Raw genomic sequence first — 24,623 nt, forward strand, 5'->3', positions numbered from 1 at the left:
CCGCCCCCTATTTATCCACAGACATATTTATCCATAGAAAGCCGGGATAACTCGCAAAAGCCTTCCGCTATACTGCGGCGGCCCTTTCCCAAGACTTTTCCTACGAGAGCCATGGAACGATTCATCGAGAATTCCCTGTACGCCGCGCGCTGGCTGCTGGCGCCCATCTATATTGGCCTGTCGCTGGCTCTGCTGGCGCTGACCATCAAGTTCTTCCAGGAAATCTTCCACATCCTGCCCGGCATCTTTTCCATTGCCGAAGCTGACCTGGTGCTGGTGATCCTGTCGCTGATCGACATGGCCCTGGTCGGCGGCCTGCTGGTGATGGTGATGTTCTCCGGCTACGAAAACTTCGTGTCGCAGCTGGATATCGACGAAGGCAAGGAAAAGCTCAGCTGGCTCGGCAAGATGGACGCCAGTTCGCTGAAGAACAAAGTGGCGGCCTCCATCGTCGCGATTTCCTCGATTCACCTGCTGCGCATCTTCATGGACGCCAAGAACATCGAAGACAACAAGCTGATGTGGTACGTGATCATGCACCTCACCTTCGTCCTCTCGGCCTTCGCCATGGGCTACCTGGACAAGGCTACGCGCCACGACCACTGACGCCCTGCTGCGCCATCCACGCCGCCCGGCCGTTGCAAAACGGACGGGCGGTTGCGTTTTCACCTTGCGGTGAGCGCCTGCTGGTCAAGACTTTCCGCGGGGATCAATCCGCAGGAGGTGCAGCACATGAATCTGCAGGAACTGACCAGCCGCTCCGTCGCCGGCGACATCGACGAGATCAACCTGGTGTCGCTGGAGGGTGATATCTACGTGCTGGAGGCACGCATGGGCGCGCGCTTCTATCCAGTCCAGGACGAGGCCGGGCATGTCATCAGCGTGCGCTCCGTTGCCCATGCGCGAGAAGTGCTCCGCGCGTTGCCCAATGTTCCCTTCCATCTGGTACATGCCGTGGTGCACGACGAGATGTGCGGCATGGACGATGAGCGCGACATCGGCGCGGGTGTGACCATCCCGCTGCATTAGGTTCCGGGCGCTGGGCACGTCCCGCTGCGCGAGGCTTGCGCGGTGGGGGCGGCGGTGCATCTGTGCTAGGCTGGCGGCCCTTTTTTGAACCCCCAGCGGAGCGCCGCCATGAGCGAACTCAATCTTTCCACCGACGAAGCCCGCGTCAGCTACGGTATCGGCCGTCAGCTGGGCGACCAGCTGCGCGAGAACCCGGTCCCGGGCATGACCCTCGACGCCATCCTCGCTGGCCTGTCCGACGCCTACGCCGGCGCCGAAAGCCGTGTTCCGGGCGAAGCCCTGTCCGCCAGCTTCCAGGTGATCCGCGAGCGCATGCAGGCAGAAGCCCAGGCCAAAGCCGAAGCTGCCGCCGCCGTCGGCCGCGAGTACCTGGTGGAAAACGCCAAGCGCGAAGGCATCACTGTCCTGCCGTCCGGCCTGCAGTACGAAGTGCTGGTCAGCGGCGAAGGCGCCAAGCCGTCCCGCGAAGACACCGTGCGCACCCACTACCACGGCACCCTGGTCGACGGCACCGTCTTCGACAGCTCCTACGAGCGCGGCCAGCCTGCCGAATTCCCGGTGGGCGGCGTGATTGCCGGCTGGGTCGAGGCCCTGCAACTGATGAACGCCGGCAGCAAATGGCGCCTGCATGTGCCGAGCGAGCTGGCCTATGGCGGCCAGGCAGTCGGCAGCATTCCGCCGCACAGCGTGCTGGTGTTCGACGTCGAGCTGCTGGAAATCCTCTGATCCCACGAGGGTTCACTGCGGAGTGCCATCCCTGGCCGCTCCGCAGGAAAAGGGGCGCTTCGGCGCCCCTTTGTGCATCCGCCTCCCGGGCGGCGGAGCACCGGCGACGCGTCCTGCGCCGCCGCAATCTTTACACTGCATTCGCTCCTACAGCCGTGGTTGTGGTCGACTAGCGCAGCGCGCGGGCGTAACAGAACAGGAACAGGTTGCGCACCAGTTCCTTGAGCACCAGCGGTTCGCTGGTACTGAGTTCGGACAGCTCCAGGCCGCCCTGTTCGCGTAACTCATCCAGGGCCTCTTCTTCCAGCACCGCGCAGACTTCCCCGGTGTCCCGATGCAGGATGCGCAGATAGGGGTGCGGGCGATCCAGCCAGGCGTCGATCATGTAGGTCATGGCATGTTCCTCCGTGCAGATCTTTTAATGAGAATAATTCTTATTATCTCAATAGCAAGCCTGAATTGGAAAAAATTTCGCGCCGGTGACGTTCTGTTGTTCCCGATCAACGGACAGGCAACAAAAAGCCCGCCGCGGCGAACCGGGGCGGGCCTTTGTGAAACGGCGGATCAGTGCGTGCGGGCGACCGAGAATTCCGCCAGTTCGATCAGTGCGGCTCGGTATTCGCTGTCTGGCAGCGCCTTGAGGTGCTCGATGGCGCGGGCGGCATACTCGCGTGCCAGGTTGGCGGTGTAGTCCAGAGCACCGGCGGCTTCCACGGCGGCGCGGATGCCTTCCAGGTCCTGGCTGCCGCCCTGCTGGATGGCCTTGCGTACCAGCGCAGCCTGCTCCGGGGTGCCATCGCGCATGGTGGCGATCAGCGGCAGGGTGGGCTTGCCTTCGGCGAGGTCGTCGCCAACGTTCTTGCCCAGGCTGGCAGCGTCACCGCGGTAGTCGAGCAGGTCGTCCACCAGCTGGAAGGCGATGCCCAGGGCATCACCGAACAGACGCAGTGCCTCGGATTGCTCCGGCTGGGCGTTGGCCAGCGCAGCGGCGCTGTGGGTCGAGGCCTCGAAGAGCATCGCAGTCTTGCCGCGGATGACTTCCATGTAGGTTTCTTCGGTGGTGCTGGCGTCGCGGACCTTGGACAGCTGCAGCACTTCGCCTTCGGCGATCACGCGGGTGGCCTGGGAAATGATGCGCATCACCGGCATGGAGCCCAGTTCCACCATCATTTCGAAGGAGCGCGCATAAAGGAAGTCGCCCACCAGCACGCTCGGTGCGTTGCCCCACTGGGCGTTGGCGGTGGCGCGGCCGCGGCGCAGGCCGGAGGCGTCGACCACGTCGTCATGCAGCAGGGTGGAGGTGTGCAGGAATTCGATGGTGGCGGCCAGCAGCTTCAGGTCGTCGCCCGAATAGCCCAGTGCCTTGCCCGAGAGGAGCACCAGCAGCGGGCGCAGGCGCTTGCCGCCAGCGGAGATGATGTAGTCGCCGATCTTTTCCACCAGGGGAACGCGGGAAGTGAGTTGGCGACGGATGATGCCGTCGACGGCGGTGAAGTCGTCCGCCACCACGCGATAGAAAGCCTGGGGTTGCATTAAAGACAGCGCTCCTCGTAGATTGCGCGGCATGCTAGGTGCCGCGGGGAATACCTGTCAAGGCGAGGCCCCATGGGGCTTGATCCGCGCCGAGTGTTTGCGTAGAATCGCGGCCCCGAACTTCCCTGGCATATCCTGCCTTACGCAATTGCACGGGCGTCCTTTCCGGCCCCATGCAGCCATGCCGACCGATTCCTCTTTCTATAAAGCGTCGGGTGAGCAGGTCTAACGGAGACATCCAGATGTACGCAGTAATTGTTACTGGTGGCAAGCAATACAAAGTCACCGAAGGCGAATTCCTCAAGGTCGAAAAACTCGACGTCGCCACCGGCGAAGCGATCAACCTGGATCGCATCCTGCTGGTTGCCAATGGCGATGACGTCAAGATCGGCCTGCCGGTGGTAGAAGGCGCGAAAGTGACTGCAGAAGTGGTTTCCCACGGTCGTCACGACAAAGTGCGCATCATCAAGTTCCGCCGCCGCAAGCACCACATGAAGCGTCAGGGCCACCGCCAGTGGTTCACTGAAATCAAGATCACCGGCATCCAGGCCTAATTCCTCTTCAGGAGAATTGACTCATGGCACACAAAAAAGCTGGCGGTAGTACCCGCAACGGCCGCGACTCAGAAAGCAAACGCCTTGGCGTGAAGCTGTTCGGTAGCCAGGCTGTCAAAGCAGGCAACATCATCGTGCGTCAGCGCGGCACCCAGTTCCACGCTGGCTACGGCGTTGGCATGGGCAAGGATCACACCCTGTTCGCTAAAGTCGACGGCGTGATCAAGTTCGAAGTGAAAGGCGCCTTTGGCCGTCGCTATGTAAGCGTCGTCGCTGCCTAAGCGAGCTCTCACTGAAAAAGCCCTGTCTCGCGACGGGGCTTTTTTGTTTCTGGCGTTTCCAGGCGAGGTGCTGTCGGTTCGGGCGTTTGCGCGGACTTGGCTGTATCCTATGCTCCTTTTCTTATTTTCAACCCGCCGCGAGGCGGGAGGCGTTCGCAATGAAATTCGTCGACGAAGTATCCATCCACGTGAAAGCCGGTGACGGCGGCAACGGCCTCATGAGCTTTCGCCGCGAGAAGTTCATCGAGAAAGGCGGTCCCAACGGCGGTGACGGTGGTGACGGCGGCTCGGTGTTCCTCGAGGCCGACGAGAACCTGAATACCCTGGTGGACTACCGCTACACCCGTCGCTTCGACGCCCAGCGTGGCGAGAACGGCGGCAGCAAGGACTGCACCGGGGCCAAGGGTGACGATCTCGTCCTGCCCGTGCCGGTCGGTACCACCATCATCGATGCCAATACCCAGGAAATCATTGGTGACCTGACCGTTGCCGGTCAGCGCATCATGGTGGCCCAGGGTGGCTGGCACGGTCTGGGTAATACCCGCTTCAAGTCCAGCACCAACCGCGCGCCGCGCCAGACCACTCCAGGCAAGCCTGGGGATGCGCGTGATCTGAAGCTGGAGCTGAAGGTGCTGGCGGACGTTGGTCTGCTCGGCCTGCCGAATGCCGGCAAGAGCACCTTCATTCGTGCGGTGTCCGCCGCCAAGCCGAAGGTCGCCGACTACCCCTTCACCACCCTGGTGCCGAACCTGGGCGTGGTCAGTGTCGGTCGCTTCAAGAGCTTCGTGGTCGCCGACATTCCCGGCCTGATCGAAGGTGCCGCTGAAGGCGCCGGCCTGGGTATCCGTTTCCTCAAGCACCTGGCGCGTACCCGCCTGCTGCTGCACATCGTCGACATGGCGCCGCTGGATGAAAGCGACCCGGCCGATGCCGCGGAAACCATTGTCCATGAGCTGGAGAAGTTCAGCCCGGCGCTGACCGAGCGCGACCGCTGGCTGGTACTGAACAAGATGGACCAGATCCTCGAGCCCGAGGAGCAGGAGCGTCGCAAGCAGGCCGTGGTCGAGCGACTGGGCTGGGAAGGTCCGGTCTACGTGATCTCTGCGCTGGAGCGCGAGGGCACTGAGAAGCTGAGCCAGGACATCATGAAGTACCTCGACGAGCGTACCTTGCGCATCGAGGAGGAGCCGGCCTTCGGTGAAGCCCTGGCGGCGCTGGATCAGCGCATCGAGGACGAGGCTCGCGCCCGTCTGCAGGCGCTGGACGATGCCCGTGCCCTGCGCCGCGCCGGCCTGAAGAATGCCGACGATGTGGATGACGATGATTTCGAGGATGACGAAGACGACGGCGATGGGCCGGAAATCTTCTACGTGCCTTGATCGGAGCGGCGCCCGCCGGTCCGGATGAAACGTGTGAAGCCTGACTTCTAAGGTTGAGGGTATGCGTGAGAGGGTCACTGGCGCCAAGCGCTGGGTAGTCAAGATTGGCAGTGCGTTGCTGACCGCTGATGGTCGCGGTCTGGATCGCGACGCCATGGCGGTATGGGTCGAGCAGATGGTCGCGCTGCATTGCGCGGGCGTCGAGCTGGTGCTGGTGTCCTCGGGCGCCGTCGCAGCGGGCATGAGTCGCCTGGGTTGGGTTTCCCGACCTAGTGACATGCATGAGCTGCAGGCTGCCGCTGCCGTGGGGCAGATGGGGCTGGTGCAGGCCTGGGAGTCCAGCTTTGCTGTGCATGGCCTGCAGACCGCGCAGGTGTTGCTGACCCACGATGACCTGTCCGACCGCAAACGCTACCTGAACGGGCGCAATACCCTGCGCACGCTGGTCGATCTCGGCGTGATCCCGGTGATCAACGAGAATGACACCGTGGTCACCGATGAGATCCGCTTCGGCGACAACGACACGCTGGCGGCGCTGGTGGCCAATCTGGTCGAGGCTGATCTGCTGGTGATCCTCACCGATCGTGACGGTATGTTCGATGCCGACCCGCGCAATAATCCCGACGCGCAGCTGATTTTCGAAGCCCGTGCCGATGATTCGGCGCTGGATGCGGTCGCTGGCGGTACTGGCGGTGCGCTGGGTCGTGGTGGCATGCAGACCAAGCTGCGTGCGGCTCGTCTGGCGGCGCGTTCCGGAGCGCATACCGTCATCGTTGGCGGTCGTATCGAGCGTGTGCTGGATCGCCTGCGTGTTGGTGAGCGTCTCGGCACGCTGCTGACTCCCGAGCAGAGCCGCAAGGCGGCGCGCAAGCAGTGGCTGGCCGGTCACCTGCAGATGCGCGGCACGCTGGTGCTGGATGATGGTGCGGTGAAGGCTGTCGCTCAGGATCACAAGAGTTTGCTGCCGGTCGGTGTGAAGGCCGTGCAGGGCAGTTTCCGTCGCGGTGAGATGGTCGTCTGTGTGGATCAGCAGGGGCGCGAAATCGCTCGCGGACTGGCGAACTACAGCGCACTCGAGGCGCAGAAGATCATTGGCCAGCCGACCGATGCCATCGAGGGCCTGCTGGGCTATGTTGATGGGCCGGAACTGGTGCACCGCGACAACCTGGTTCTCGTCTGAGGAGTGTGCGCATGCGCAAGGGATTGATCGCAGCACTGCTGTTGTTGCCGGCGCTGGCGCGGGCCGATGTGGTCGGCGAAGTGTCCACCGTGTTCAAGTGGGTCGGGCCGGACGACAAGATTGTCGTCGAGGCCTTCGACGATCCGAAGGTGGAGGGTGTAAGTTGCTATCTGTCCCGGGCCAAGACCGGTGGTGTGAAGGGCGGGCTGGGGCTGGCGGAGGATCGCGCCGAGGCGTCGATCTCCTGTCGTCAGGTCGGGCCGATCCGCTTTGCCGGCGAGCTTAAGGATGGTGAGGTGGTGTTCCAGCAGCGCACCTCGCTGGTGTTCAAGACCATGCAGGTGGTGCGCTTCTTCGACAAGAAGCGCAATGCACTGGTCTATCTGGTCTACAGCGACCGGGTGATCGAGGGTAGTCCGCAGAACGCGGTGACGGCGATTCCGATCATGCCGTGGCCTGAGAAGTAAGAAGGAAAAGGGCGGATTGACCGCCCTTTCTTTTTGCCTGAAGGAAGCCGTCCTGTGGATAAGTGTCAGGCAGGCAAATCGCAGGCAATAAAAAACCGGCCCTGAGGCCGGTTTTTCAAGAACGGAACGCTTACGCGGTGGCCAGAGCCTTCACGTGGGCGTTCAGGCGGCTCTTGTGGCGAGCGGCCTTGTTCTTGTGGATGATGCCTTTGTCGGCCATGCGGTCGATGACCGGTACGGCAGCAACCAGAGCGGCCTGGGCCTTCGGCAGGTCCTTGGCGTCGACTGCTTTGACTACGTTCTTGATGTAGGTACGAACCATGGAACGCAGGCTGGCGTTGTGGCTGCGACGCTTCTCAGCCTGTTTGGCGCGTTTTTTGGCGGAAGGTGTGTTGGCCACCGTCGAGCTCCTCGAAAAAAACTTGGGATGTTGCGAATAAATTAAGGCCGCGAATAATGCCGTTGCATCAAGGCCTTGTCAAGGGTATGAGCTGCCTCCGACGAGCGGTGCGACAGGCGCACGCTCTCCGGCGGATGGGGTGATTTATTCGCCCCGCAGCCCTACACTGCTGCGCTTCGCCTGGCAGTCGAGCAATCGCTCTAGGCCAGTGCCGTGCCCGGCAGGGGCGGCCATTCTACCAGTTCTGGACGCTATGAACCTACTCAAGTCGCTGGCCGCGGTCAGCTCGATGACCATGATCTCGCGGGTGCTCGGCTTCGTGCGCGACACCATAGTCGCCCGCATGTTTGGCGCCGGCATGGCCACCGACGCTTTCTTCGTCGCCTTCAAGCTGCCCAACCTGCTGCGCCGGATCTTCGCCGAGGGCGCGTTCTCCCAGGCGTTCGTGCCGATCCTGGCGGAGTACAAAACCCAGCAGGGCGAGGAGGCGACGCGCACCTTCATTGCCTATGTGTCCGGCTTGCTGACCCTGATCCTGGCGGTCGTTACGGCGCTGGGCATCCTTGCCGCGCCCTGGGTGATCTGGGTGACGGCGCCCGGCTTCGTCGACTCGCCGGAGAAGTTCGAGCTCACCAGTTCCCTGCTGCGGGTGACCTTTCCTTATATCCTGCTGATTTCGCTGGCGTCCCTGGCGGGGGCGATCCTCAATACCTGGAACCGCTTCTCGGTGCCGGCTTTCGTGCCGACCCTGCTGAACGTCAGCATGATCCTGTTCGCGCTGTTCCTGACGCCTTACTTCGACCCGCCGATCATGGCGCTGGGCTGGGCTGTGCTGGCCGGTGGTCTTGCGCAACTGCTCTACCAGCTGCCGCACCTGAAGAAGATCGGCATGCTGGTGCTGCCGCGCCTCAATCTGCGCGATTCCGGCGTGTGGCGCGTGATGAAGCAGATGGGGCCGGCGATCCTTGGCGTCTCGGTCAGTCAGATTTCGCTGATCATCAACACCATCTTCGCCTCCTTCCTGGTGGCGGGTTCGGTGTCGTGGATGTATTACGCCGACCGACTGATGGAGTTGCCGTCCGGGGTTCTCGGCGTGGCGTTGGGCACCATCCTGCTGCCGTCGCTGGCCAAGACCTACGCCAGCGATGACCGCCACGAGTACTCGCGCCTGATGGATTGGGGGCTGCGCCTGTGCTTCCTGCTGGTGCTACCGTGCTCCCTGGCCCTGGCGGTGATTGCCGAGCCACTGACCGTCGCGCTGTTCCAGTACGGCAAGTTCAGCGCCAACGACGCCCTGATGACCCAGCGCGCGCTGATCGCCTACTCGGTCGGCCTGCTCGGCATCATCCTGGTGAAGGTGCTGGCGCCGGGCTTCTACGCGCGGCAGAACATCAAGACGCCGGTGAAGATCGCGCTGTTCACCCTGGTTTCCACCCAGCTGATGAACCTAGTGTTCATCGGTCCGCTCAAGCATGCGGGCCTGGCCCTGGCGATCAGTCTCGCGGCCTGCCTGAACGCGGGGCTGCTGTTCTGGCAACTGCGCAAGCAGCAACTGTTCGAGCCGCAGGCCGGCTGGGGCAGGTTCATCGCCAAATTAGTCGTAGCTGTACTGGTGATGTGCGCCGTGCTGATCGGCATGATGCACTTCATGCCAGCCTGGGATCAGGGCGGCATGCCGATTCGCCTGGTGCGCCTGGGCGCGCTGGTGGTGGCCGGTGTGGTCGCCTATTTCGGTATGCTGGCGCTCCTGGGCTTCCGCCTGCGGGACTTTTCCCGCCGGGCGGTGCTGTAGCCTTCGCCGGGTAAAGCATTGCATCCGTTTGCGGCGACGGCATTTTGCCTGTCGCGCCGCGGCGGGTGCGGGTATAATCGACCACTTTCTGAGCAATACGCGCGCTATGCAGCTGCTTCGAGGCCTTCACAACCTGCGGCCCCTGTCCGGGGGCTGTGTCGCCACCATCGGTAACTTCGACGGCGTCCATCTCGGCCACCAGGCGATCCTGGGGCGTCTGCGCGAGCGTTCGCTGGAGCTGGGCGTACCCAGCTGCGTGGTGATCTTCGAGCCGCAGCCGCGCGAATATTTCGCGCCCGATGCCGCGCCGGTGCGCCTGAGCCGCCTGCGCGAGAAGCTCGAATTGCTGCGTCAGTACGGCGTCGATTTCGTGCTCTGCCTGGCCTTCAACCGCCGCCTGCGCGAGCTGTCGGCCGCCGAGTTCGTCCGCCAGGTTCTGGTGGAAGGCCTGCGGGTCCGCCATCTGGAAGTGGGCGATGATTTCCGCTTCGGCTGTGACCGCTCCGGCGACTTCGCCTTCCTGGTGAATGCCAGTGCGGAGCAGGGCTTTACCGTCGAAGCCGCGACCACGGTGGAAGTCGACGGCATGCGCGTCAGCAGCTCGCGTATCCGCAAAGACCTGGCCGACGGTGACCTGCACATGGTCGAACGCCTGCTGGGTCGCCCGTATCGCCTGAGCGGCCGCGTGCTGCACGGGCAGAAGCTGGGGCGCACCCTGGGTTCGCCCACTGCGAACATCCAGCTCAAGCGCCGCAAGGCGCCGCTCAATGGCGTCTACCTGGTCAGCACTCTCGTGGCTGGCCAGCGTCGCAACGGGGTTGCCAACATCGGCACCCGGCCGTCCGTGAATGGCGACGGTCGGCCCCATCTGGAAGTGCATCTGCTGGATTTCGCCGGCGATCTGTACGGCCAGCACCTGGATATCACGTTCCACCAGAAGCTGCGCGATGAGCAGCGTTTTGCCTCGCTCGAGGCACTCAAGGCGGCCATCCTCGCCGACATCGCCGCCGCCCGGGCCTACTGGCTGGGCCAACCGCTTGATTGAAGATCCTGAACAGGCCCTGAGATGACCGATTACAAAGCCACTCTGAACCTTCCCGAAACCGACTTCCCGATGAAAGCCGGGCTGCCGCAGCGCGAGCCGCAAACCCTTAAGCTCTGGAACGACATTGGCCTGTACCAGAAGCTGCGGAAGATTGGCGAAGGTCGCCCGAAATTCATCCTGCACGATGGCCCGCCCTACGCCAACGGCAGCATCCATATCGGTCACGCGGTCAACAAGATCCTCAAGGACATCATCGTCCGCTCCAAGACCCTGGCTGGCTACGACGCCCCTTATGTGCCGGGCTGGGACTGCCACGGCCTGCCGATCGAGCACAAGGTCGAGACCACCCACGGCAAGAACCTGCCGGCGGACAAGACCCGCGAGCTGTGCCGCGAATATGCTGCCGAGCAGATCGAAGGGCAGAAGGCCGACTTCATCCGCCTGGGTGTGCTGGGTGACTGGGACAATCCCTACAAGACCATGAACTTCTCCAACGAGGCCGGCGAAATCCGCGCGCTCGCCGAGATGGTCAAGCAGGGCTTCGTGTTCAAGGGCCTGAAGCCGGTGAACTGGTGCTTCGACTGCGGCTCCGCCCTGGCTGAAGCCGAGGTTGAATACGCCGACAAGAAGTCCGACGCCATCGACGTCGCCTTCCCGGTGGAAGACGAAGGCAAACTGGCCGCCGCCTTTGGTCTGGCCAGCCTGCCCAAGCCGGCCGCCATCGTCATCTGGACCACCACCCCCTGGACCATTCCGGCCAACCAGGCGCTGAACGTCCACCCCGAATTCACCTACGCGCTGGTCGATACCGGCGAGCGCCTGCTGGTGCTGGCCGAAGATCTGGTCGAATCCTGCCTGCAGCGTTATGGCCTGGAAGGCAAGGTCATTGCCACCGCACAAGGCGAAGCGCTGGACCTGATCCGCTTCCGTCATCCGTTCTACGAGCGCCTCTCGCCTGTCTACCTGGCCGAGTACGTCGAACTGGGCGCTGGCACCGGCGTGGTTCACTCCGCGCCGGCCTACGGTGAGGACGACTTCCGTACCTGCAAGCAGTACGGCATGGTCAACGACGACATCCTCAGCCCGGTGCAGAGCAACGGCGTGTACGTGGCCGACCTGCCGTTCTTCGGCGGCCAGTTCATCTGGAAGGCCAACCCGAATATCGTCGCCAAGCTCGACGAAGTTGGCGCGCTGCTCAAGCACGCGGCCATCAACCACAGCTACATGCACTGCTGGCGCCACAAGACCCCGCTGATCTACCGCGCCACCGCACAGTGGTTCGTTGGCATGGACAAGCAGCCGCAGACCGGCGCCACCCTGCGCGAGCGCGCGCTGGAAGCCATCACCGAAACCGAGTTCGTGCCCAACTGGGGCCAGGCGCGCCTGCACGGCATGATCGCCGGCCGTCCGGACTGGTGCATCTCGCGTCAGCGCAACTGGGGCGTACCGATCCCGTTCTTCCTGCATAAGGCCACCGGCGAGCTGCACCCGCGCACCGTCGAGCTGATGGAAGAAGTTGCCCAGCGCGTCGAGAAAGAAGGCATCGAAGCCTGGTTCAAGCTCGACGCCGCCGAACTGCTGGGCGACGAAGCCGCGCAGTACGACAAGATCAACGACACCCTGGACGTCTGGTTCGACTCCGGCACCACCCACTGGCACGTGCTGCGCGGCTCCCACGCCGAGCTGGGCCACGCCAGCGGCCCGGCCGCCGACCTCTACCTGGAAGGCTCCGACCAGCACCGCGGCTGGTTCCATTCCTCGTTGCTGACCGGCTGCGCCATCGACGGCCACGCGCCGTACCGCCAGTTGCTGACCCACGGCTTCACCGTGGACGAGTCCGGCCGCAAGATGTCCAAGTCCCTGGGCAACACCGTGGTGCCGCAGACCGTGATCGATAGCATGGGCGCCGACATCCTGCGCCTGTGGGTCGCGTCTACCGATTATTCCGGCGAGATCGCCGTTTCGCAGACCATCCTGCAGCGTAGCGCCGACGCCTACCGTCGTATCCGCAATACCACGCGCTTCCTGCTGTCCAACCTGTCCGGCTTCGACCCGGCCAAGGACCTGCTGCCCAACGACCAGTTGCTGGCCCTGGACCGCTGGGCCATCGACCGCGCGCTGCAGCTGCAACGCGAGCTGGAAGAGGCCTACCGCGACTACCGCTTCTGGAACGTCTACTCCAAGGTGCACAACTTCTGCGTGCAGGAGCTGGGCGGCTTCTACCTGGACATCATCAAGGACCGCCAGTACACCACCCAGGCGAACAGCGTTGCCCGCCGTTCCTGCCAGACCGCGCTGTTCCACATCGCCGAGGCCCTGGTGCGTTGGATCGCGCCGATCATGGCCTTCACCGCCGAGGAAATCTGGAGCTTCATGCCGGGCGAGCGCGCCGAGTCGGTGATGCTGACCACCTGGTACGACGGCCTTTCGGAACTGCCGGCCGACGCCGAACTGGATCGCGCCTACTGGGACGAGGTCATGGCTGCCAAGGCCGCCGTGAACAAGGAACTGGAGAACCTGCGCAGCGCCAAGACCATCGGTGGCAACCTGCAGGCCGAGATCACCCTCTACGCTGAAGACTCCCTGGCCAAGCGCCTGGAGAAGCTCGGCAACGAGCTGCGCTTCGTGCTGATCACTTCCGCTGCCACCGTCGCGCCGCTGTCCGCAGCGCCCGCCGATGCGGTAGCGAGTGAACTGCCGGGCCTGAAACTGCAGGTCGTGAAGTCGTCCCACGCCAAGTGCGGCCGTTGCTGGCACTTCCGCGCGGACGTCGGCAGCAATGCCGCGCACCCGGAACTGTGCGGCCGCTGCGTCGAGAACATCGAAGGTGCCGGCGAGGTTCGTCACTATGCCTAATGCCGATCGCTTCGGTCGCCTGCCCTGGCTGTGGATTACCGTGCTGGTGTTCGTCCTGGATCAGGTCTCCAAGGCCTTCTTCCAGGCCGAGCTGACCATGTACCAGCAGATCGTGGTCATCCCGGACCTGTTCAGCTGGACCCTGGCCTACAACACCGGCGCCGCGTTCAGCTTCCTCGCCGACAGCTCGGGCTGGCAGCGCTGGCTGTTTGCCCTGATCGCCATCGTGGTCAGCGTCGTGCTGGTGGTCTGGCTCAAGCGCCTCAAGCGCGGCGAGACCTGGCTGGCCATCGCCCTGGCCCTGGTGCTGGGCGGCGCGCTCGGCAACCTGTACGACCGCATGATCCTGGGCCACGTGGTGGACTTCATCCTCGTCCACTGGCAAGACCGCTGGCGCTTCCCTGCCTTCAACCTGGCCGACAGTGCCATCACCGTCGGCGCCATCATGCTGGCGCTGGACATGTTCAAATCGAAAAACTCCGGAGAGACCGCCAATGGTTGATGTCCGTATTGGTGGTGATTCCCAAGTCACCCTGCATTTCGCCCTGAAGCTCGAAGACGGCAACGTCGTCGACAGCACCTTCGACAAGCAGCCGGCCACCTTCAAGGTCGGTGACGGCAACCTGCTGCCGGGCTTCGAGCAGGCACTGTTCGGCCTCAAGGCCGGCGACAAGCGCACGCTGACCATCGAACCGGAAGCGGGCTTCGGCCAGCCAAACCCGGCCAATGTGCAGGTGATGCCGCGCGACCAGTTCCAGGACATGGAGCTGGCCGAGGGCCTGCTGGTGATCTTCAACGATGCCGCCAAGACCGAGCTGCCGGGCATCGTCAAGGAATTCGACGAGCAGCACGTCACCATCGACTTCAACCATCCGCTGGCCGGCAAAACACTGGCCTTCGAAGTCGATATCATCGATGTACAGCCAGCCTGAATGAGCGGGCGGCCCGCACGCTGCGGGCCGTTTCGCACCAGGCGAAGTATTCCTACCGGCCCCTCGTGGGCCGGCTTGCGTAGCACCCGAGGCCACCATGCAAATCAAACTCGCCAATCCCCGCGGCTTCTGTGCCGGCGTCGACCGGGCGATCGAGATCGTCAACCGCGCCCTCGACGTCTTCGGCCCGCCGATCTACGTGCGCCATGAAGTGGTGCACAACAAGTTCGTGGTGGAGAACCTGCGCAACCGCGGCGCCGTGTTCGTCGAAGAGCTCGACCAGGTGCCGGACGACACTATCGTCATCTTCAGCGCCCACGGCGTTTCCCAGGCCGTGCGCAAGGAAGCCGAGAACCGCGGCCTGAAAGTCTTCGACGCCACCTGCCCGCTGGTGACCAAGGTGCATATGGAAGTCGTGCGCTACAGCCGCGACGGCCACGAGTGCATCCTGATCGGCCACGAAGGCCACCCGGAAGTCGAAGGCACCATGGGTCAGTATGACGACTCCAATGGCGGCGCCATCTACCTGGTAGAAGACGAGGCGGATGTTGCCGCGCTGCAAGTGCGCAATCCGGAGGCACTGCATTTCGTTACCCAGACCACCCTGTCGATGGACGACACCTCAAAGGTGATCGACGCCCTGCGCGCGAAATTCCCGCATATCCAAGGCCCGCGCAAGAACGACATCTGCTACGCCACCCAGAACCGCCAGGATGCCGTCAAGGAACTGGCCGACCAGTGCGACCTGGTGCTGGTGGTTGGCAGCCCGAACAGCTCCAACTCCAACCGCCTGCGTGAACTGGCGGAGCGCATGGGCACGCCTGGTTACCTGATCGACGGCGCCGAGGACATGCAGAGGGAGTGGTTCGATGGCGTGCAGCGCATCGGTATCACCGCCGGCGCTTCGGCCCCGGAAGTGCTGGTGCGCGGCGTGATCCAGCAATTGCGCGATTGGGGGGCGGAGCCTGAAGTTGAACTCGACGGGCGAGAGGAGAGCATTACCTTCTCTATGCCAAAGGAACTACGCGTCAAGGCGCTCTGAGCGCGGATAAGTCCTGGCAAGAAAAAAGCCCGATCAGTTGATCGGGCTTTTTTATTGGGCACTTACTTCCAGCAGTCTGTGACGCTGGCGCCCGTAGCGCTTACGCCTTTGACTCCGGCGCCGTTGAGCGTGAGGTTGCCGCAGGCTGTATCAGCAACCTGGGGGCCCGCTCGTGTGGCCGTCAGGATGTAGCCGCTGTTATCGGTGCCAACGCTCAAGGTGTACTTCCCGGTGTCCGACTTGACTGCCGTCGAGCTACCGGTGCCCGTGGTGTTGCGCATACCGAGCTTGCCCAGATCGGTAGCGCTGACGACATAGGCGTAGTTCTGGGCGTAGTAGCGCTCCTGCCGTGCAGCAGCGTCATTGAGCATTGACTGAGCTTCACTGCGATTCGCTCGCAGAACATAGTTTGAATAGCTTGGGTAGGCGATGCCCGCCAGGACGCCGATAACCGCGACCACGATCATCAACTCCATCAGCGTGAAGCCTGCGGACATGCTTGCAGAGGTTTTCATCGTGCTTCCTCAGGGATGGCTCGCCAAGTCTGGCGCCCGGTGGAGGTCGGGCCAGAGCTGTACATCATGCCGCTGCCCAAACCTGGAGAGGTGTAAATTTCACCATTGTTGGTAGTGAAACCACCTGCGCCGGGCTTCTTGTAACCCGACACCACGCTGTTACCACTACCGTAGGTGTCACCATCATTAATGGTCTTGTCATTGTTCAAGTCGAACACGTTGTACTTGGTCCGACCACCTGTGTACGGGTCGAGACCATAGATCCACGAGTCGACACCTTCCTTGCATGGGTCGGCATTGGGGGTCAGCGTGTTGACCAGTAGTGTCGTGCCGCGAGTCGACATCGGGTTGATCATCATTTCGCCGCTCAGGGTACTCGAGCCATCGATCTTCAGGTCCAGGACCCAACCCCACTTGTTCACGCTGCTGTCCGTCGTGTCGGTGGCGTTGGTGGTGTACCACTGGATCGAGTTCTGACTGACTGTGCGAATACCCTCTACGTTGGTATTGCTGGCGAATGGATTGTTCGCAGCTTCCTCGGTGATGGTCTGGGTAACAAGATTGCTGCGCGCCAGTGCCGGATTAGGGGCCGAAGTGCTTTGCGCGCGGGTCTTGCGGTCCCAGATGCCGTAGATGCTCTGGGCTCGGGTCGAATCGACGTTGCCGTCAGTGGTTTCGAAGTATTTACCGGTTCCGAAGATCACGAGGTAGCCCAGGGTCGTCGGATGCCGTACCAGCGACGGTGCCGCCATGATGGTCTGTGCGGTCGCGCCGGTAGCGCGGCTGTCCTTGGCGGTGTAGAGCGGCTTTCCACCGTAGGAGACGGCGAAGTCATTGGCATTGCTTGTGGAATCCACAATCCCCCCGGTGCCGCGCTTGAAGGGATCGGTTCCGCTGTTGTCGCGGGCGCTAGCGGGGAACAGATCGAAGCGCCAGAGGTTGCCTTGCAGGTCGCCCGCGTAGGCGTAGTCGGCCACGCCATCGCTGTTGTTATCGGCCAGCTTCACGCTGGACATGCCGTTGGCCTTGGTGATGTCGCCGGTGACGACCAGCTCCTTGATCATGTCACCGGTTTGCACGTCGAAGATCATCAGCGATGCCTTGTCGGCGTCGGTTGCGCTCTGGTTTCCGTAGCCGTTGCCGGTGACTACCGCCCATTTGCCGTTGTGCAGGCGGGCAATGGACGGCGTGGGGAAGGTGTAGCCCATGTTGGTGTAGGTGCTGCTGGTATCGAAGCTCTTTTCCCAGAGCAGGGTGATGGCATCCGGATTGGTAATGTCCAGCGCGAACATCGAGCGGCCGCCAGCGCGGAGGGTACCGACCAGAACGGTATGCCAGGCATCGCCGTAATAGACGTCCGATACCACAGGCGTGCCGTCGACAAAGAACTGGTGAGCGCCGCCCTTGTACTTCTTGGCGGGTAGCTTGTAGAGGTTCTCGATCACGGCACTGGGCACGTAGGAGAAGACTTCGGCGCCGGTGCGGGTGTCGAAACCATGAAGCATGCCGTCGTTACTGCCGACGTAGACCATCGGACGGCGGGCCGGGTTGCCGCCCTCCGCGCTATTGGCGGTACGGAACGCCGCGTATTTGCTGCTTCCATCCGTGGTGGCACCATCGATCGAGTCGGCAAGATAGGCCAGATACTTCGGTGTGCCGACGAGTACCGGCGACGAGTTGATGATGTCGCCAACGACGCTGCTGCGCTCGCGGAACTGGCCGGAGGCGCTGCCTTCGTTGCTCTGGTCGCCACGTACGTAGGCGACGCGCTGCGCACCCTTGGTATCGGCAGTGGAGTTGGTGGTGTCGTAGTCGCGGTTCAGCAAGGTCTGCTGGGCCGTGCTGAGGTTCGCCCAGGTGAAGTCCTTCAGCTTGCTGGTGCCCGAGCTGCTGAACATCTTGATATTGCGGGTTGAGGCCTGCACGCCGTTGAGGGTCGTTGCCAGGTCCCAGGATTGGGTGCGAGCCCCATTGCTGTCGATGGTGTATTTGATCAGGTTGCCGGACCAGTCTTCGCTGTTGAACTGGGTCTCGTAGACCTCGCGAGTAATGGTGTCCTCTACCACCGAGGCAGTTACGCCCGGGGCACTGGCCGATGCAGTGCGGTTACTAATGCGGTTGATAATCGTGCGGAAGGCTTCGACGATCTTGTCCGGGCTGTCGGCGCTGAAGAACTCGCCGCGGGAGTTGATTGCGGTGTGCCAGAGGTCGTAGACGTTGTTGGCGCTGTCCGCACTGGCTGCCGGCCAGGCGGTGCCATTCTTGAGCGCGGTGTAGCCCGCGCCACCATAGGTGTCGCCACTCCACGGAATGCCCGGCTTGTCGAGGGCGCTGGTCAGGCCCAGGCCGATGGTGTAGTTCACCAGATGTTGCCAGGTGGCCGGGTCGTTCCGCGGGTCCCAGTACTCGGCGGTCGCATCGCTGGTGTTGGGGGCGACCAGAAGCGGCTTCACATCGTTGTCGAGACTGGTATTGGCGTCAGTCGCCCAGTAGTGGAAGGCCAGATCGGCCAAGGTGTTCTGGGTCGCGTCGTTGAACGGCGCCTGCTTGCTGTAGGTCTTGCCGTCGGGCAGGGTCGTGTTGTTCTGGTCAGGCTTGAGGGTGGCGCTGGTGGAGCCGTTGTCGCCGTTCCACATACCGTCAGTCATCATGATCTGATAGCTGGGGCGGCAGGCGTAGGTCGGACTTTGCACCGTGGTGCCGCGGCCGCCACTGGAGGTGAACGGGTTGGGGTCATATGCCCAGGCGTCCGAGGTCTTCAGGAACTCGCCGGCACGGCTCATGGCCAGACGCAACGAGGTGCCGTCCACGAAGGGAACACCCGTCAGCCAGGTGAAGAAATTGCCGCGGTGCTGATCGGAAAACTTGCGGAAGTAGTTCGTGCCGCAACTGCTGGAGTTCAGAGTGGTGCAGCTGTTCAGCGTCTGCCAGGTCAGGCGGATGCTGGTGGGCAGGCTGTTGAAGGCCAGGTTCGCCGCGCTGAGGGTGGCGAGGGCCCGAGTACGGTAGAACGAATACCAGATGGCGAAGTTCTGGCGTTCGTCCGTATTTCCTACACCGGAGGTGGCGGATACCGTGACCAGTCGATAGCAGTTGTCGTCGGCAGTGCTGGAGGTGCAGCCAGTCAGGGTCGAGTCATAGACGTAGTAGTACGCCGGTACTCTGCTCTGAGTACGATCTGGTCGGCTGACTGTGGTGGTGGTCGTGACGGTGGTCGTAGCGTTGACGATGAGTGTGTAACGGGTGCTGCTACCGCTGTTCTTCTTACAGCTGACAAAGGCGTAGGTGGTGGTCGTGGTGGTGTCGACCTTGGTGGTGTTACCGTCGCTCCCCGTCGTCGTGTTGGAGTTCGTCGAGGTATCAGGGGCCACCACGTTGTTGCTGGGGCAGCTACGCAGGTTGGTACTGTAAGTGTAGTTGTTGGTGACTTGCGGATTGCCTGTCGTGGTGTTCTGACTCAGGACCTTGGGGCCGAAGTCGGCGTCAGGGTTCTGGACGTACTGACGCCAGCCGTAAGTAGGGTCGGTGGAGGTGAAGCTGGAGCCGGGGGCGCTGGCTGGGTCGGAGTTGCGTGTGACCCAGTAGGAGGTGCTCAGGTCCGTGGTGCCAGTACTGGTCTTCAGACCGTTGGAATAGGCCGCCGTAAAGGAAGTCGAGTAGCCCGGATTTGCCCGCGAGCCGTCACTGTTCACCTTGGTTGGGATCAGATAGGTCACTGCCGGATTGTAGTACATCGGGTTGAACACAGCTGCCTTGAAGCGCCGGTAGGCGCCATTGTCACCCATGCTGTCCGGCGCGAAGGCGTAACGCATACTGCCCGAGTCATCCAGGGTGAGGACGAGGTTGGGGGCAACCGATTCGGAAAGGATCAACGGCGACTGCGCAACGTTGAGCAACGTTGCCTGAGCTTGTTGAGTGCCGCCGAACAGCGCCAAGCAGGTCAGCAGGCTGATCGCTGCTTTGCGAGAGAAAGTCGTGAGTCTCATCAACGGTCACCGTTGTCGAAAAGTTTGGCGGTGGTCGAACGCAGGTAAGCGGCATTGCTCGTGGTGGTCGTCGAAGCCTTGGCATTGACTTCGTAACGGAACGTGCCCGTCTGGTTCATCATGTTGCCGTACTCGGGATTCTCGGCTTCGCCGGATTCCGCACCGCCTGGCGCAGGCAGTGCGTACCAGACGATGGGCATCCTGCTATCGGCTTGCGTACCGTCCTTGGGGTAGTACGCGCGTGACAGGCCGGCTGTTGCGAACAGCAGCGAATAGGTGGCGGTGTTATTGCGCAGCTTGAGCAGGCACGGGTCCGGTACCGTCCCGGCGGCTGCTGTTGCGCAGGACGCTGTCGGCTCCAGAGGACGCAACCGGTTGATCATCGAGTATTCGCCATCGCGCAGACCTGCCTCGGCACCGTTCGACAGACGCTGCTGTTCCACGAAGTTGGCAGTAATGCGCGACTCCAGCGCCACTTCTCGAGTGCTGGAGAGTGCCAGCAGGGTGACCAGCAGCAGGATAACCAGCGCGATGAACAGCGAGGCGCCGGTTTGCTTGTTCCGCGAGCCGTAAGACTTGCTGAGGGGCTTTGCGGTCATCATGGCGTCAGATTCCTGAGAGTGACGGTGTTCTGGCTGAATTGATAAAGCTGGCTCTTGTCGGCGTTTTTCAGCGCGGTGACTTCAGCGGCTGTAGCGCCGCTGTAATCCTTCCAGTTCTGCAGGGCGTTGTCGGCAGTACTGGCATCGCGCACATAGTTGGAACTGCTGCGAGTCAGCGTGATGAATCGCACAGCAAGAATCGGCTGGGTCGTAGTGGGGCTCGCCGTGTATTGAGTGATGTTGCGCGGGCTGGCGGCGCTACCGACGCCAAAAACGAAGCGAAGGTCCGCCAGGCCGCTCATCATGATCGCGTCCTTGGTCGTAGTGCCGGCCTGGCGTGTGCACACCAGATTGTTGTTGGCACTGTCGAACCAGATCCGCTCTACGAAGTTCTCGGTCGACTTGGTGTAGGGTGATGTGAAGTCGGCGGCGGTTGCGACTGCGTTGCCCTGGCAGTCTCGATCATTGCTATCGCGTGGCTGGTAGCGGATGCAGACCGAATTTGCGCTGATGCGCATCACGGTCTGGCCGGCGGCGAAGTTGCAGCCTGACAGGTTTTCCGCCTTGAATGCCGAATCGATCGGCTCATCCGGGCGGCGGCGGTAACCTGCCTTCGCTAGCTCCTGCTGCAGGAAGATCAGCGAATAGCGAGAACCTTCCTGATTCTCCGACTGGCTTTGCTGGAAGGTATAGCTGCGCTTGTTATCGATGTAGATCTGAGTAACCCCTACGATGAGAAAGCTGCTGATGGCCAGCGCGACCATCAGTTCGATCATCGAGAGGCCGCGCTGCAGGTGTCGGTTGTTCATCTCGAATTCCTAGATTTCGGTGCGCAGGCGGTAGTAACAGGTGGTTGCTGTACTGTTATCCATGCACTCTCCGGGCTTGACGGTCCATGCCAGCTGGATCTCTACGGCCGAGCCGTCGCCACAGCTATTGGCGTTAAGCGATCGGCAAACGTAAAAGTCGCTGGTGAGCAGCGAGCTGGCACCGGGCAGCAGCTTTCCGGCCTTCTGTCCCCAGCAGGCCAACTGTTCTGACTGAACATTGGAGGGGGAGCTGCAACCGGCGGTAGGGACGTCGGGGAAGGCGCTGTTGGCAGCCTTGTAGAACCCAGAGCTTGCTGGCAGGCCGGTCGGGTTGGCACGAATCATTTCGACCAGATCGTTGGCCAGCGCGGCGGCAGTATTGCGCTGCACTGAATCCTGGGTGTAGCTCACGGTCCGTCCTTGCAGAGCGACCATGCCGAGCACGCCGATGCAGACCAGCACCAACGTGATGAGTACTTCGATCATGCTGAAGCCGCGGATATTCTTCATCGTGGATCTCACGAGGGGGTGCAGGAGCTCAGGGCAGCGCTACCGTCCTTACCCTGGGCGTTGAGTTTCACGAAACCGCTGGCCTGAATGCTCAGCTTGTAGCCGGACGAGGCCGTGCTGTTCGCGCAGGCAATGAGGTCTGCTGAGCCGCTGGCGGTGCCATTCGAGCGGAAGGTCAGGCTGGTTACCGATGCTGACACCGTGACGCCGGTGGGTGGGGTAAATGAACGCAGGACCGTTGCACTGGCGTCGGTGCAACTCTTGCGAACACTCCATACGCCGCTACTGGCACAGATATTCATGCTCTGATTGTTCTGTACCGCCGTACTTCGCGCGTACTGAATCAGACTTGCCAGTTCGTTGCTGGCTGATTGAAGGCGGGAGTTGGTGATGGCGGTACTGAAGCTTGGTAGTGCAACGGCGACGAAGATCGCCGCGACAAACACCACCATCATCAGCTCGATAACGGTAAACCCCGCCGATGCCTTACGGCGCGACATGGCGCATTCCTCGCTTTTTAGATAGCGGCAATGCTGCCTTGTCTTGTGGGAAATGTCCTTTTTCTATAGATGACCGTTCGCGATAGGGCGATATCCGGTCATGTGCGCCGGGTTTATGTGAACTGTGTTGCTGAGGAACTGCGAAGTCGATCAGCGGGAGCAGAACTCCTCGGTGCCTCCTGATTCCGTGCGAATGCGCCCCACTTTGTTGAACACGACGCGAAAGCTCGACTGACCCTCACCGCAGATGGTCAGTGTGCTCGAGTGAAACGCGCCATTGGGCTGGATGGCGTTGCCGCGTGGGGTGAAGTGAATGTAGCGGCGCGAGGTGTTGTCGGTGCGGATGCTGATGCCGTTCAGTGGGCCGTGGGCGGCAAGCGGTGATTGCTGGGGTTCTCGTGTTCCGCGGTTGCCGGAATCGGCGAAGACCTCCCAGCCGGCGGCCCAGTCGCCGCTGATTGCAGCGATGCTGGTCGGTTGCCCGCTGTGTGCGGCGGATTCTCGGGTGTAGTCCAGGGCGTTGCGCAGCTCCTGGGCAGCAGTACTGGCGCGCTGGTTCTTCAGCATTTCGCTGAATGACGGTGCTGCGATGGACAGTGCGATGGCGAGGATCGCAAGCGCGGAAAGCAGTTCGATGAGGGTGAAACCTTTTCCTCTGGGCATGGTTCATTTCCGGGCGACCGAGATGGGGGAAGTATTGGCGGCAACCCGGTTGGCGCTTGTCGTCGAACTGGACATGGTGTGTAGGAGCGGTCCGATGCCGCATCGACTTCCGTCTTGCTCCGTCAAGGATCCAGGCCCGGTATAGTGTGCGGCCGGCGATGGGCCGTTGATTTTCCTGTGATGTGGGGCGTGGTATGCCGGACATGATCGTGGTGGGCGGTGGGGTAGTCGGGATGCTGACTGCCTGGACTCTGGGTCAGGCAGGTGCCGAGGTGGTGCTGCTGGAGAAGGGCGAGACCGGGCGCGAAGCGTCCTGGGCTGGCGGTGGCATCGTCTCGCCGCTTTATCCGTGGCGCTACAGCGCGGCAGTCGCCAACCTGGCCCACTGGTCGCAGGACTTCTACCCGCGGCTGGGTGACCGACTGCTCACCGATACCGGGCTCGACCCGGAAGTACATGTCACGGGCCTCTACTGGCTGGACCTCGATGACCAGGCCGAAGCTCTGGCTTGGGCCAAGGCCCATGGTCGCCCGCTTGCGGAAGTGGACATCGGCGCCGTGCATGACGCCGTCCCAGTGCTGGGGCAGGGCTTCGAGCGTGCCGTATACATGTCCGGGGTAGCCAACGTGCGCAATCCGCGCCTGGCCAAGTCGCTGCGCGAGGCGCTGCTGCGACTTCCGAACGTCAGCGTGCGCGAGCAGGTCGAGGTAACCGGCTTCCTGCGCGAGGGCGAGCGTGTGAACGGCGTGCGCACTGAGCAGGGCGATTTCATTGCCGATTCAGTGGTGCTGGCGGCCGGTGCCTGGAGCGGCGAGTTGTTGGCGAAGCTGGGCCTGCAGCTGCCGGTGGAGCCGGTGAAGGGGCAGATGATCCTTTACCGCTGCGCCCCGGACTTCCTCTCCAGCATGGTGCTGGCCAAAGGTCGCTACGCGATTCCGCGCCGCGATGGGCACATCCTGATAGGCAGCACGCTGGAGCATGCCGGTTTCGACAAGACTCCGACGGGTGAGGCCTTGAGCAGCCTGCGCGCCTCTGCCGAGGAGCTGATCCCCGCGCTGGCGGGCAGGGAGCCGGTGAATCACTGGGCCGGGCTGCGTCCGGGCTCGCCGCAGGGCATTCCCTTTATTGGCGAGGTGCCCGGCCATCAGGGCCTGTGGCTGAACACCGGTCACTATCGCAATGGCCTGGTGCTGGCGCCGGCGTCCTGCCAGTTGCTGGCGGACCTGATGCAGAAGCGCTCGCCGATCATCGAGGCGGCGCCCTACGCGCCGGAAGGGCGCCTGGTGGCGACGCCCATCGTCTAGGGGCGGCTGGGCTGGGGATCAGTCGATCCCCAGTTTCTTCAGGCGATAGCGCATGGAGCGGAAGGTCAGGCCCAGGCGCTGCGCCGCCGCAGTGCGGTTCCAGCGAGTCTCTTCCAGGGCCTGCATGATCAGCTTGCGTTCGATGTCTTCGAGGTAATCCTCAAGGTTGTCGATCTGCGCCAGGCTGGCTTCGCCACCGCCGTCCGGGGAACTGGTCTCGGCCAGACGCAGGTCGTGGGGCTGGATAACGTCGTCTTCGCAAAGCGTGTAGGCGCGCTCGAGCATGTTCTCAAGCTCCCGCACGTTGCCCGGGAAGCGGTAGCTCTTGAGCTTCTCCAGGGCATCGGCGCTGACCGAGGCGGCCGTCAACCCGCTGTCGCCGGCGAGGCGTTTGAGTACGCGATCGGTCAGCAGCGGGATGTCTTCACGACGCTCGCGCAGGGGCGGAACCCGCAGTTCGATGACGTTCAGGCGATAGTATAGGTCCTGACGGAAGCGCCCGGCGGCCACTTCGGCGG

Annotated in this window: 26 protein-coding genes; 15 read left to right on the top strand and 11 right to left on the bottom strand. The window is 62.6% G+C overall.

The window, feature by feature from the left end:
- Window positions 1-111 precede the first annotated feature (111 nt).
- From A6723_RS27675 to A6723_RS27685, 3 genes are all read left to right on the top strand, one after another.
- Window positions 112-606: a TIGR00645 family protein gene (locus A6723_RS27675; RefSeq protein ID WP_054909923.1), complete on the top strand. Its 495-nt coding sequence runs from the start codon at window positions 112-114 to the stop codon at window positions 604-606.
- A 126-nt stretch (window positions 607-732) separates the two neighbouring features.
- Complete coding sequence (locus tag A6723_RS27680) at window positions 733-1,029, top strand: DUF6482 family protein (RefSeq protein WP_037014909.1); 297 nt, start codon at window positions 733-735, stop codon at window positions 1,027-1,029.
- Between the two features lie 108 nt (window positions 1,030-1,137).
- Window positions 1,138-1,755 carry an FKBP-type peptidyl-prolyl cis-trans isomerase gene (locus A6723_RS27685; RefSeq protein ID WP_054909924.1) on the top strand — a complete coding sequence of 206 codons (618 nt, stop codon included), beginning with the start codon at window positions 1,138-1,140 and terminating at the stop codon, window positions 1,753-1,755.
- Window positions 1,756-1,924: 169 nt separating this feature from the next.
- Here A6723_RS27685 and A6723_RS27690 read toward each other — a convergent pair whose 3' ends face one another.
- Window positions 1,925-2,149, bottom strand: a complete 225-nt coding sequence (locus A6723_RS27690) for a hypothetical protein (protein WP_024763077.1) — start codon at window positions 2,147-2,149, stop codon at window positions 1,925-1,927.
- A gap of 170 nt (window positions 2,150-2,319) precedes the next feature.
- A complete protein-coding gene (locus tag A6723_RS27695) occupies window positions 2,320-3,288 on the bottom strand; it encodes a polyprenyl synthetase family protein (RefSeq protein ID WP_054909925.1) in 969 nt (322 codons plus the stop codon).
- A gap of 242 nt (window positions 3,289-3,530) precedes the next feature.
- On the opposite strand from A6723_RS27695, the gene rplU reads away from it, so the two are divergent.
- From rplU to A6723_RS27720, 5 genes are all read left to right on the top strand, one after another.
- Window positions 3,531-3,842, top strand: a complete 312-nt coding sequence (rplU, locus tag A6723_RS27700; RefSeq protein ID WP_015475683.1) for a 50S ribosomal protein L21 — start codon at window positions 3,531-3,533, stop codon at window positions 3,840-3,842.
- A gap of 23 nt (window positions 3,843-3,865) precedes the next feature.
- On the top strand, window positions 3,866-4,123 hold the full coding sequence (gene rpmA, locus A6723_RS27705; protein WP_017521622.1) for a 50S ribosomal protein L27: 258 nt from the start codon (window positions 3,866-3,868) through the stop codon (window positions 4,121-4,123).
- 158 nt (window positions 4,124-4,281) lie between these two features.
- Complete coding sequence (cgtA, locus tag A6723_RS27710) at window positions 4,282-5,502, top strand: Obg family GTPase CgtA (RefSeq protein ID WP_054909926.1); 1,221 nt, start codon at window positions 4,282-4,284, stop codon at window positions 5,500-5,502.
- A 61-nt stretch (window positions 5,503-5,563) separates the two neighbouring features.
- Complete coding sequence (proB, locus tag A6723_RS27715; RefSeq protein ID WP_054909927.1) at window positions 5,564-6,682, top strand: glutamate 5-kinase; 1,119 nt, start codon at window positions 5,564-5,566, stop codon at window positions 6,680-6,682.
- A gap of 11 nt (window positions 6,683-6,693) precedes the next feature.
- On the top strand, window positions 6,694-7,149 hold the full coding sequence (locus A6723_RS27720; RefSeq protein ID WP_054909928.1) for a CreA family protein: 456 nt from the start codon (window positions 6,694-6,696) through the stop codon (window positions 7,147-7,149).
- Window positions 7,150-7,279: 130 nt separating this feature from the next.
- Here A6723_RS27720 and rpsT read toward each other — a convergent pair whose 3' ends face one another.
- The gene (gene rpsT / locus A6723_RS27725) at window positions 7,280-7,549 is read right to left on the bottom strand and encodes a 30S ribosomal protein S20 (RefSeq protein WP_009617555.1); all 270 of its coding nucleotides are present in this window, start codon (window positions 7,547-7,549) and stop codon (window positions 7,280-7,282) included.
- Between the two features lie 253 nt (window positions 7,550-7,802).
- Between rpsT and murJ the strand changes: the two genes are divergently transcribed.
- The 6 genes from murJ (at window position 7,803) to ispH (ending at window position 15,216) form a co-directional block, all read left to right on the top strand.
- Complete coding sequence (gene murJ, locus A6723_RS27730) at window positions 7,803-9,341, top strand: murein biosynthesis integral membrane protein MurJ (RefSeq protein ID WP_054909929.1); 1,539 nt, start codon at window positions 7,803-7,805, stop codon at window positions 9,339-9,341.
- 106 nt (window positions 9,342-9,447) lie between these two features.
- Complete coding sequence (ribF, locus tag A6723_RS27735) at window positions 9,448-10,386, top strand: bifunctional riboflavin kinase/FAD synthetase (RefSeq protein WP_054909930.1); 939 nt, start codon at window positions 9,448-9,450, stop codon at window positions 10,384-10,386.
- A 21-nt stretch (window positions 10,387-10,407) separates the two neighbouring features.
- On the top strand, window positions 10,408-13,242 hold the full coding sequence (gene ileS / locus A6723_RS27740; protein WP_054909931.1) for an isoleucine--tRNA ligase: 2,835 nt from the start codon (window positions 10,408-10,410) through the stop codon (window positions 13,240-13,242).
- Window positions 13,235-13,744: a signal peptidase II gene (lspA, locus tag A6723_RS27745; RefSeq protein ID WP_054909932.1), complete on the top strand. Its 510-nt coding sequence runs from the start codon at window positions 13,235-13,237 to the stop codon at window positions 13,742-13,744. Before ileS ends, lspA begins: the two co-directional genes overlap by 8 nt.
- Entirely contained in the window at window positions 13,737-14,174 is a 438-nt protein-coding gene (fkpB, locus tag A6723_RS27750) for an FKBP-type peptidyl-prolyl cis-trans isomerase (protein ID WP_054909933.1), read from the top strand. Before lspA ends, fkpB begins: the two co-directional genes overlap by 8 nt.
- A 97-nt stretch (window positions 14,175-14,271) precedes the next feature.
- Window positions 14,272-15,216, top strand: coding sequence for a 4-hydroxy-3-methylbut-2-enyl diphosphate reductase (ispH, locus tag A6723_RS27755; protein ID WP_054909934.1), 945 nt, complete (start codon window positions 14,272-14,274; stop codon window positions 15,214-15,216).
- Between the two features lie 62 nt (window positions 15,217-15,278).
- Here ispH and A6723_RS27760 read toward each other — a convergent pair whose 3' ends face one another.
- From A6723_RS27760 to A6723_RS27790, 7 genes are all read right to left on the bottom strand, one after another.
- Window positions 15,279-15,731, bottom strand: a complete 453-nt coding sequence (locus tag A6723_RS27760) for a type IV pilin protein (RefSeq protein ID WP_054909935.1) — start codon at window positions 15,729-15,731, stop codon at window positions 15,279-15,281.
- A complete protein-coding gene (locus A6723_RS27765) occupies window positions 15,728-19,717 on the bottom strand; it encodes a pilus assembly protein (RefSeq protein ID WP_054909936.1) in 3,990 nt (1,329 codons plus the stop codon). The genes A6723_RS27760 and A6723_RS27765 overlap by 4 nt, the downstream gene beginning before the upstream one ends.
- On the bottom strand, window positions 19,717-20,319 hold the full coding sequence (locus tag A6723_RS27770) for a PilX N-terminal domain-containing pilus assembly protein (protein WP_236200424.1): 603 nt from the start codon (window positions 20,317-20,319) through the stop codon (window positions 19,717-19,719). Before A6723_RS27770 ends, A6723_RS27765 begins: the two co-directional genes overlap by 1 nt.
- Window positions 20,316-21,128 carry a PilW family protein gene (locus A6723_RS27775; protein WP_054909937.1) on the bottom strand — a complete coding sequence of 271 codons (813 nt, stop codon included), beginning with the start codon at window positions 21,126-21,128 and terminating at the stop codon, window positions 20,316-20,318. Before A6723_RS27775 ends, A6723_RS27770 begins: the two co-directional genes overlap by 4 nt.
- A 9-nt stretch (window positions 21,129-21,137) precedes the next feature.
- A complete protein-coding gene (gene pilV / locus A6723_RS27780; protein WP_054909938.1) occupies window positions 21,138-21,638 on the bottom strand; it encodes a type IV pilus modification protein PilV in 501 nt (166 codons plus the stop codon).
- Between the two features lie 8 nt (window positions 21,639-21,646).
- Complete coding sequence (locus tag A6723_RS27785) at window positions 21,647-22,138, bottom strand: GspH/FimT family pseudopilin (protein WP_054909939.1); 492 nt, start codon at window positions 22,136-22,138, stop codon at window positions 21,647-21,649.
- A gap of 150 nt (window positions 22,139-22,288) precedes the next feature.
- On the bottom strand, window positions 22,289-22,801 hold the full coding sequence (locus A6723_RS27790; RefSeq protein WP_054909940.1) for a GspH/FimT family pseudopilin: 513 nt from the start codon (window positions 22,799-22,801) through the stop codon (window positions 22,289-22,291).
- 194 nt (window positions 22,802-22,995) lie between these two features.
- On the opposite strand from A6723_RS27790, the gene thiO reads away from it, so the two are divergent.
- Window positions 22,996-24,105, top strand: coding sequence for a glycine oxidase ThiO (gene thiO / locus A6723_RS27795; RefSeq protein WP_054909941.1), 1,110 nt, complete (start codon window positions 22,996-22,998; stop codon window positions 24,103-24,105).
- 18 nt (window positions 24,106-24,123) lie between these two features.
- Here thiO and A6723_RS27800 read toward each other — a convergent pair.
- The coding region (locus tag A6723_RS27800; RefSeq protein ID WP_139093084.1) for a helix-turn-helix domain-containing protein at window positions 24,124-24,623 on the bottom strand (500 nt) is incomplete at its 5' end.

The sequence above is a fragment of the Pseudomonas sp. AU11447 genome, from assembly GCF_001672555.2.
Taxonomy (GTDB): domain Bacteria; phylum Pseudomonadota; class Gammaproteobacteria; order Pseudomonadales; family Pseudomonadaceae; genus Pseudomonas; species Pseudomonas nitroreducens.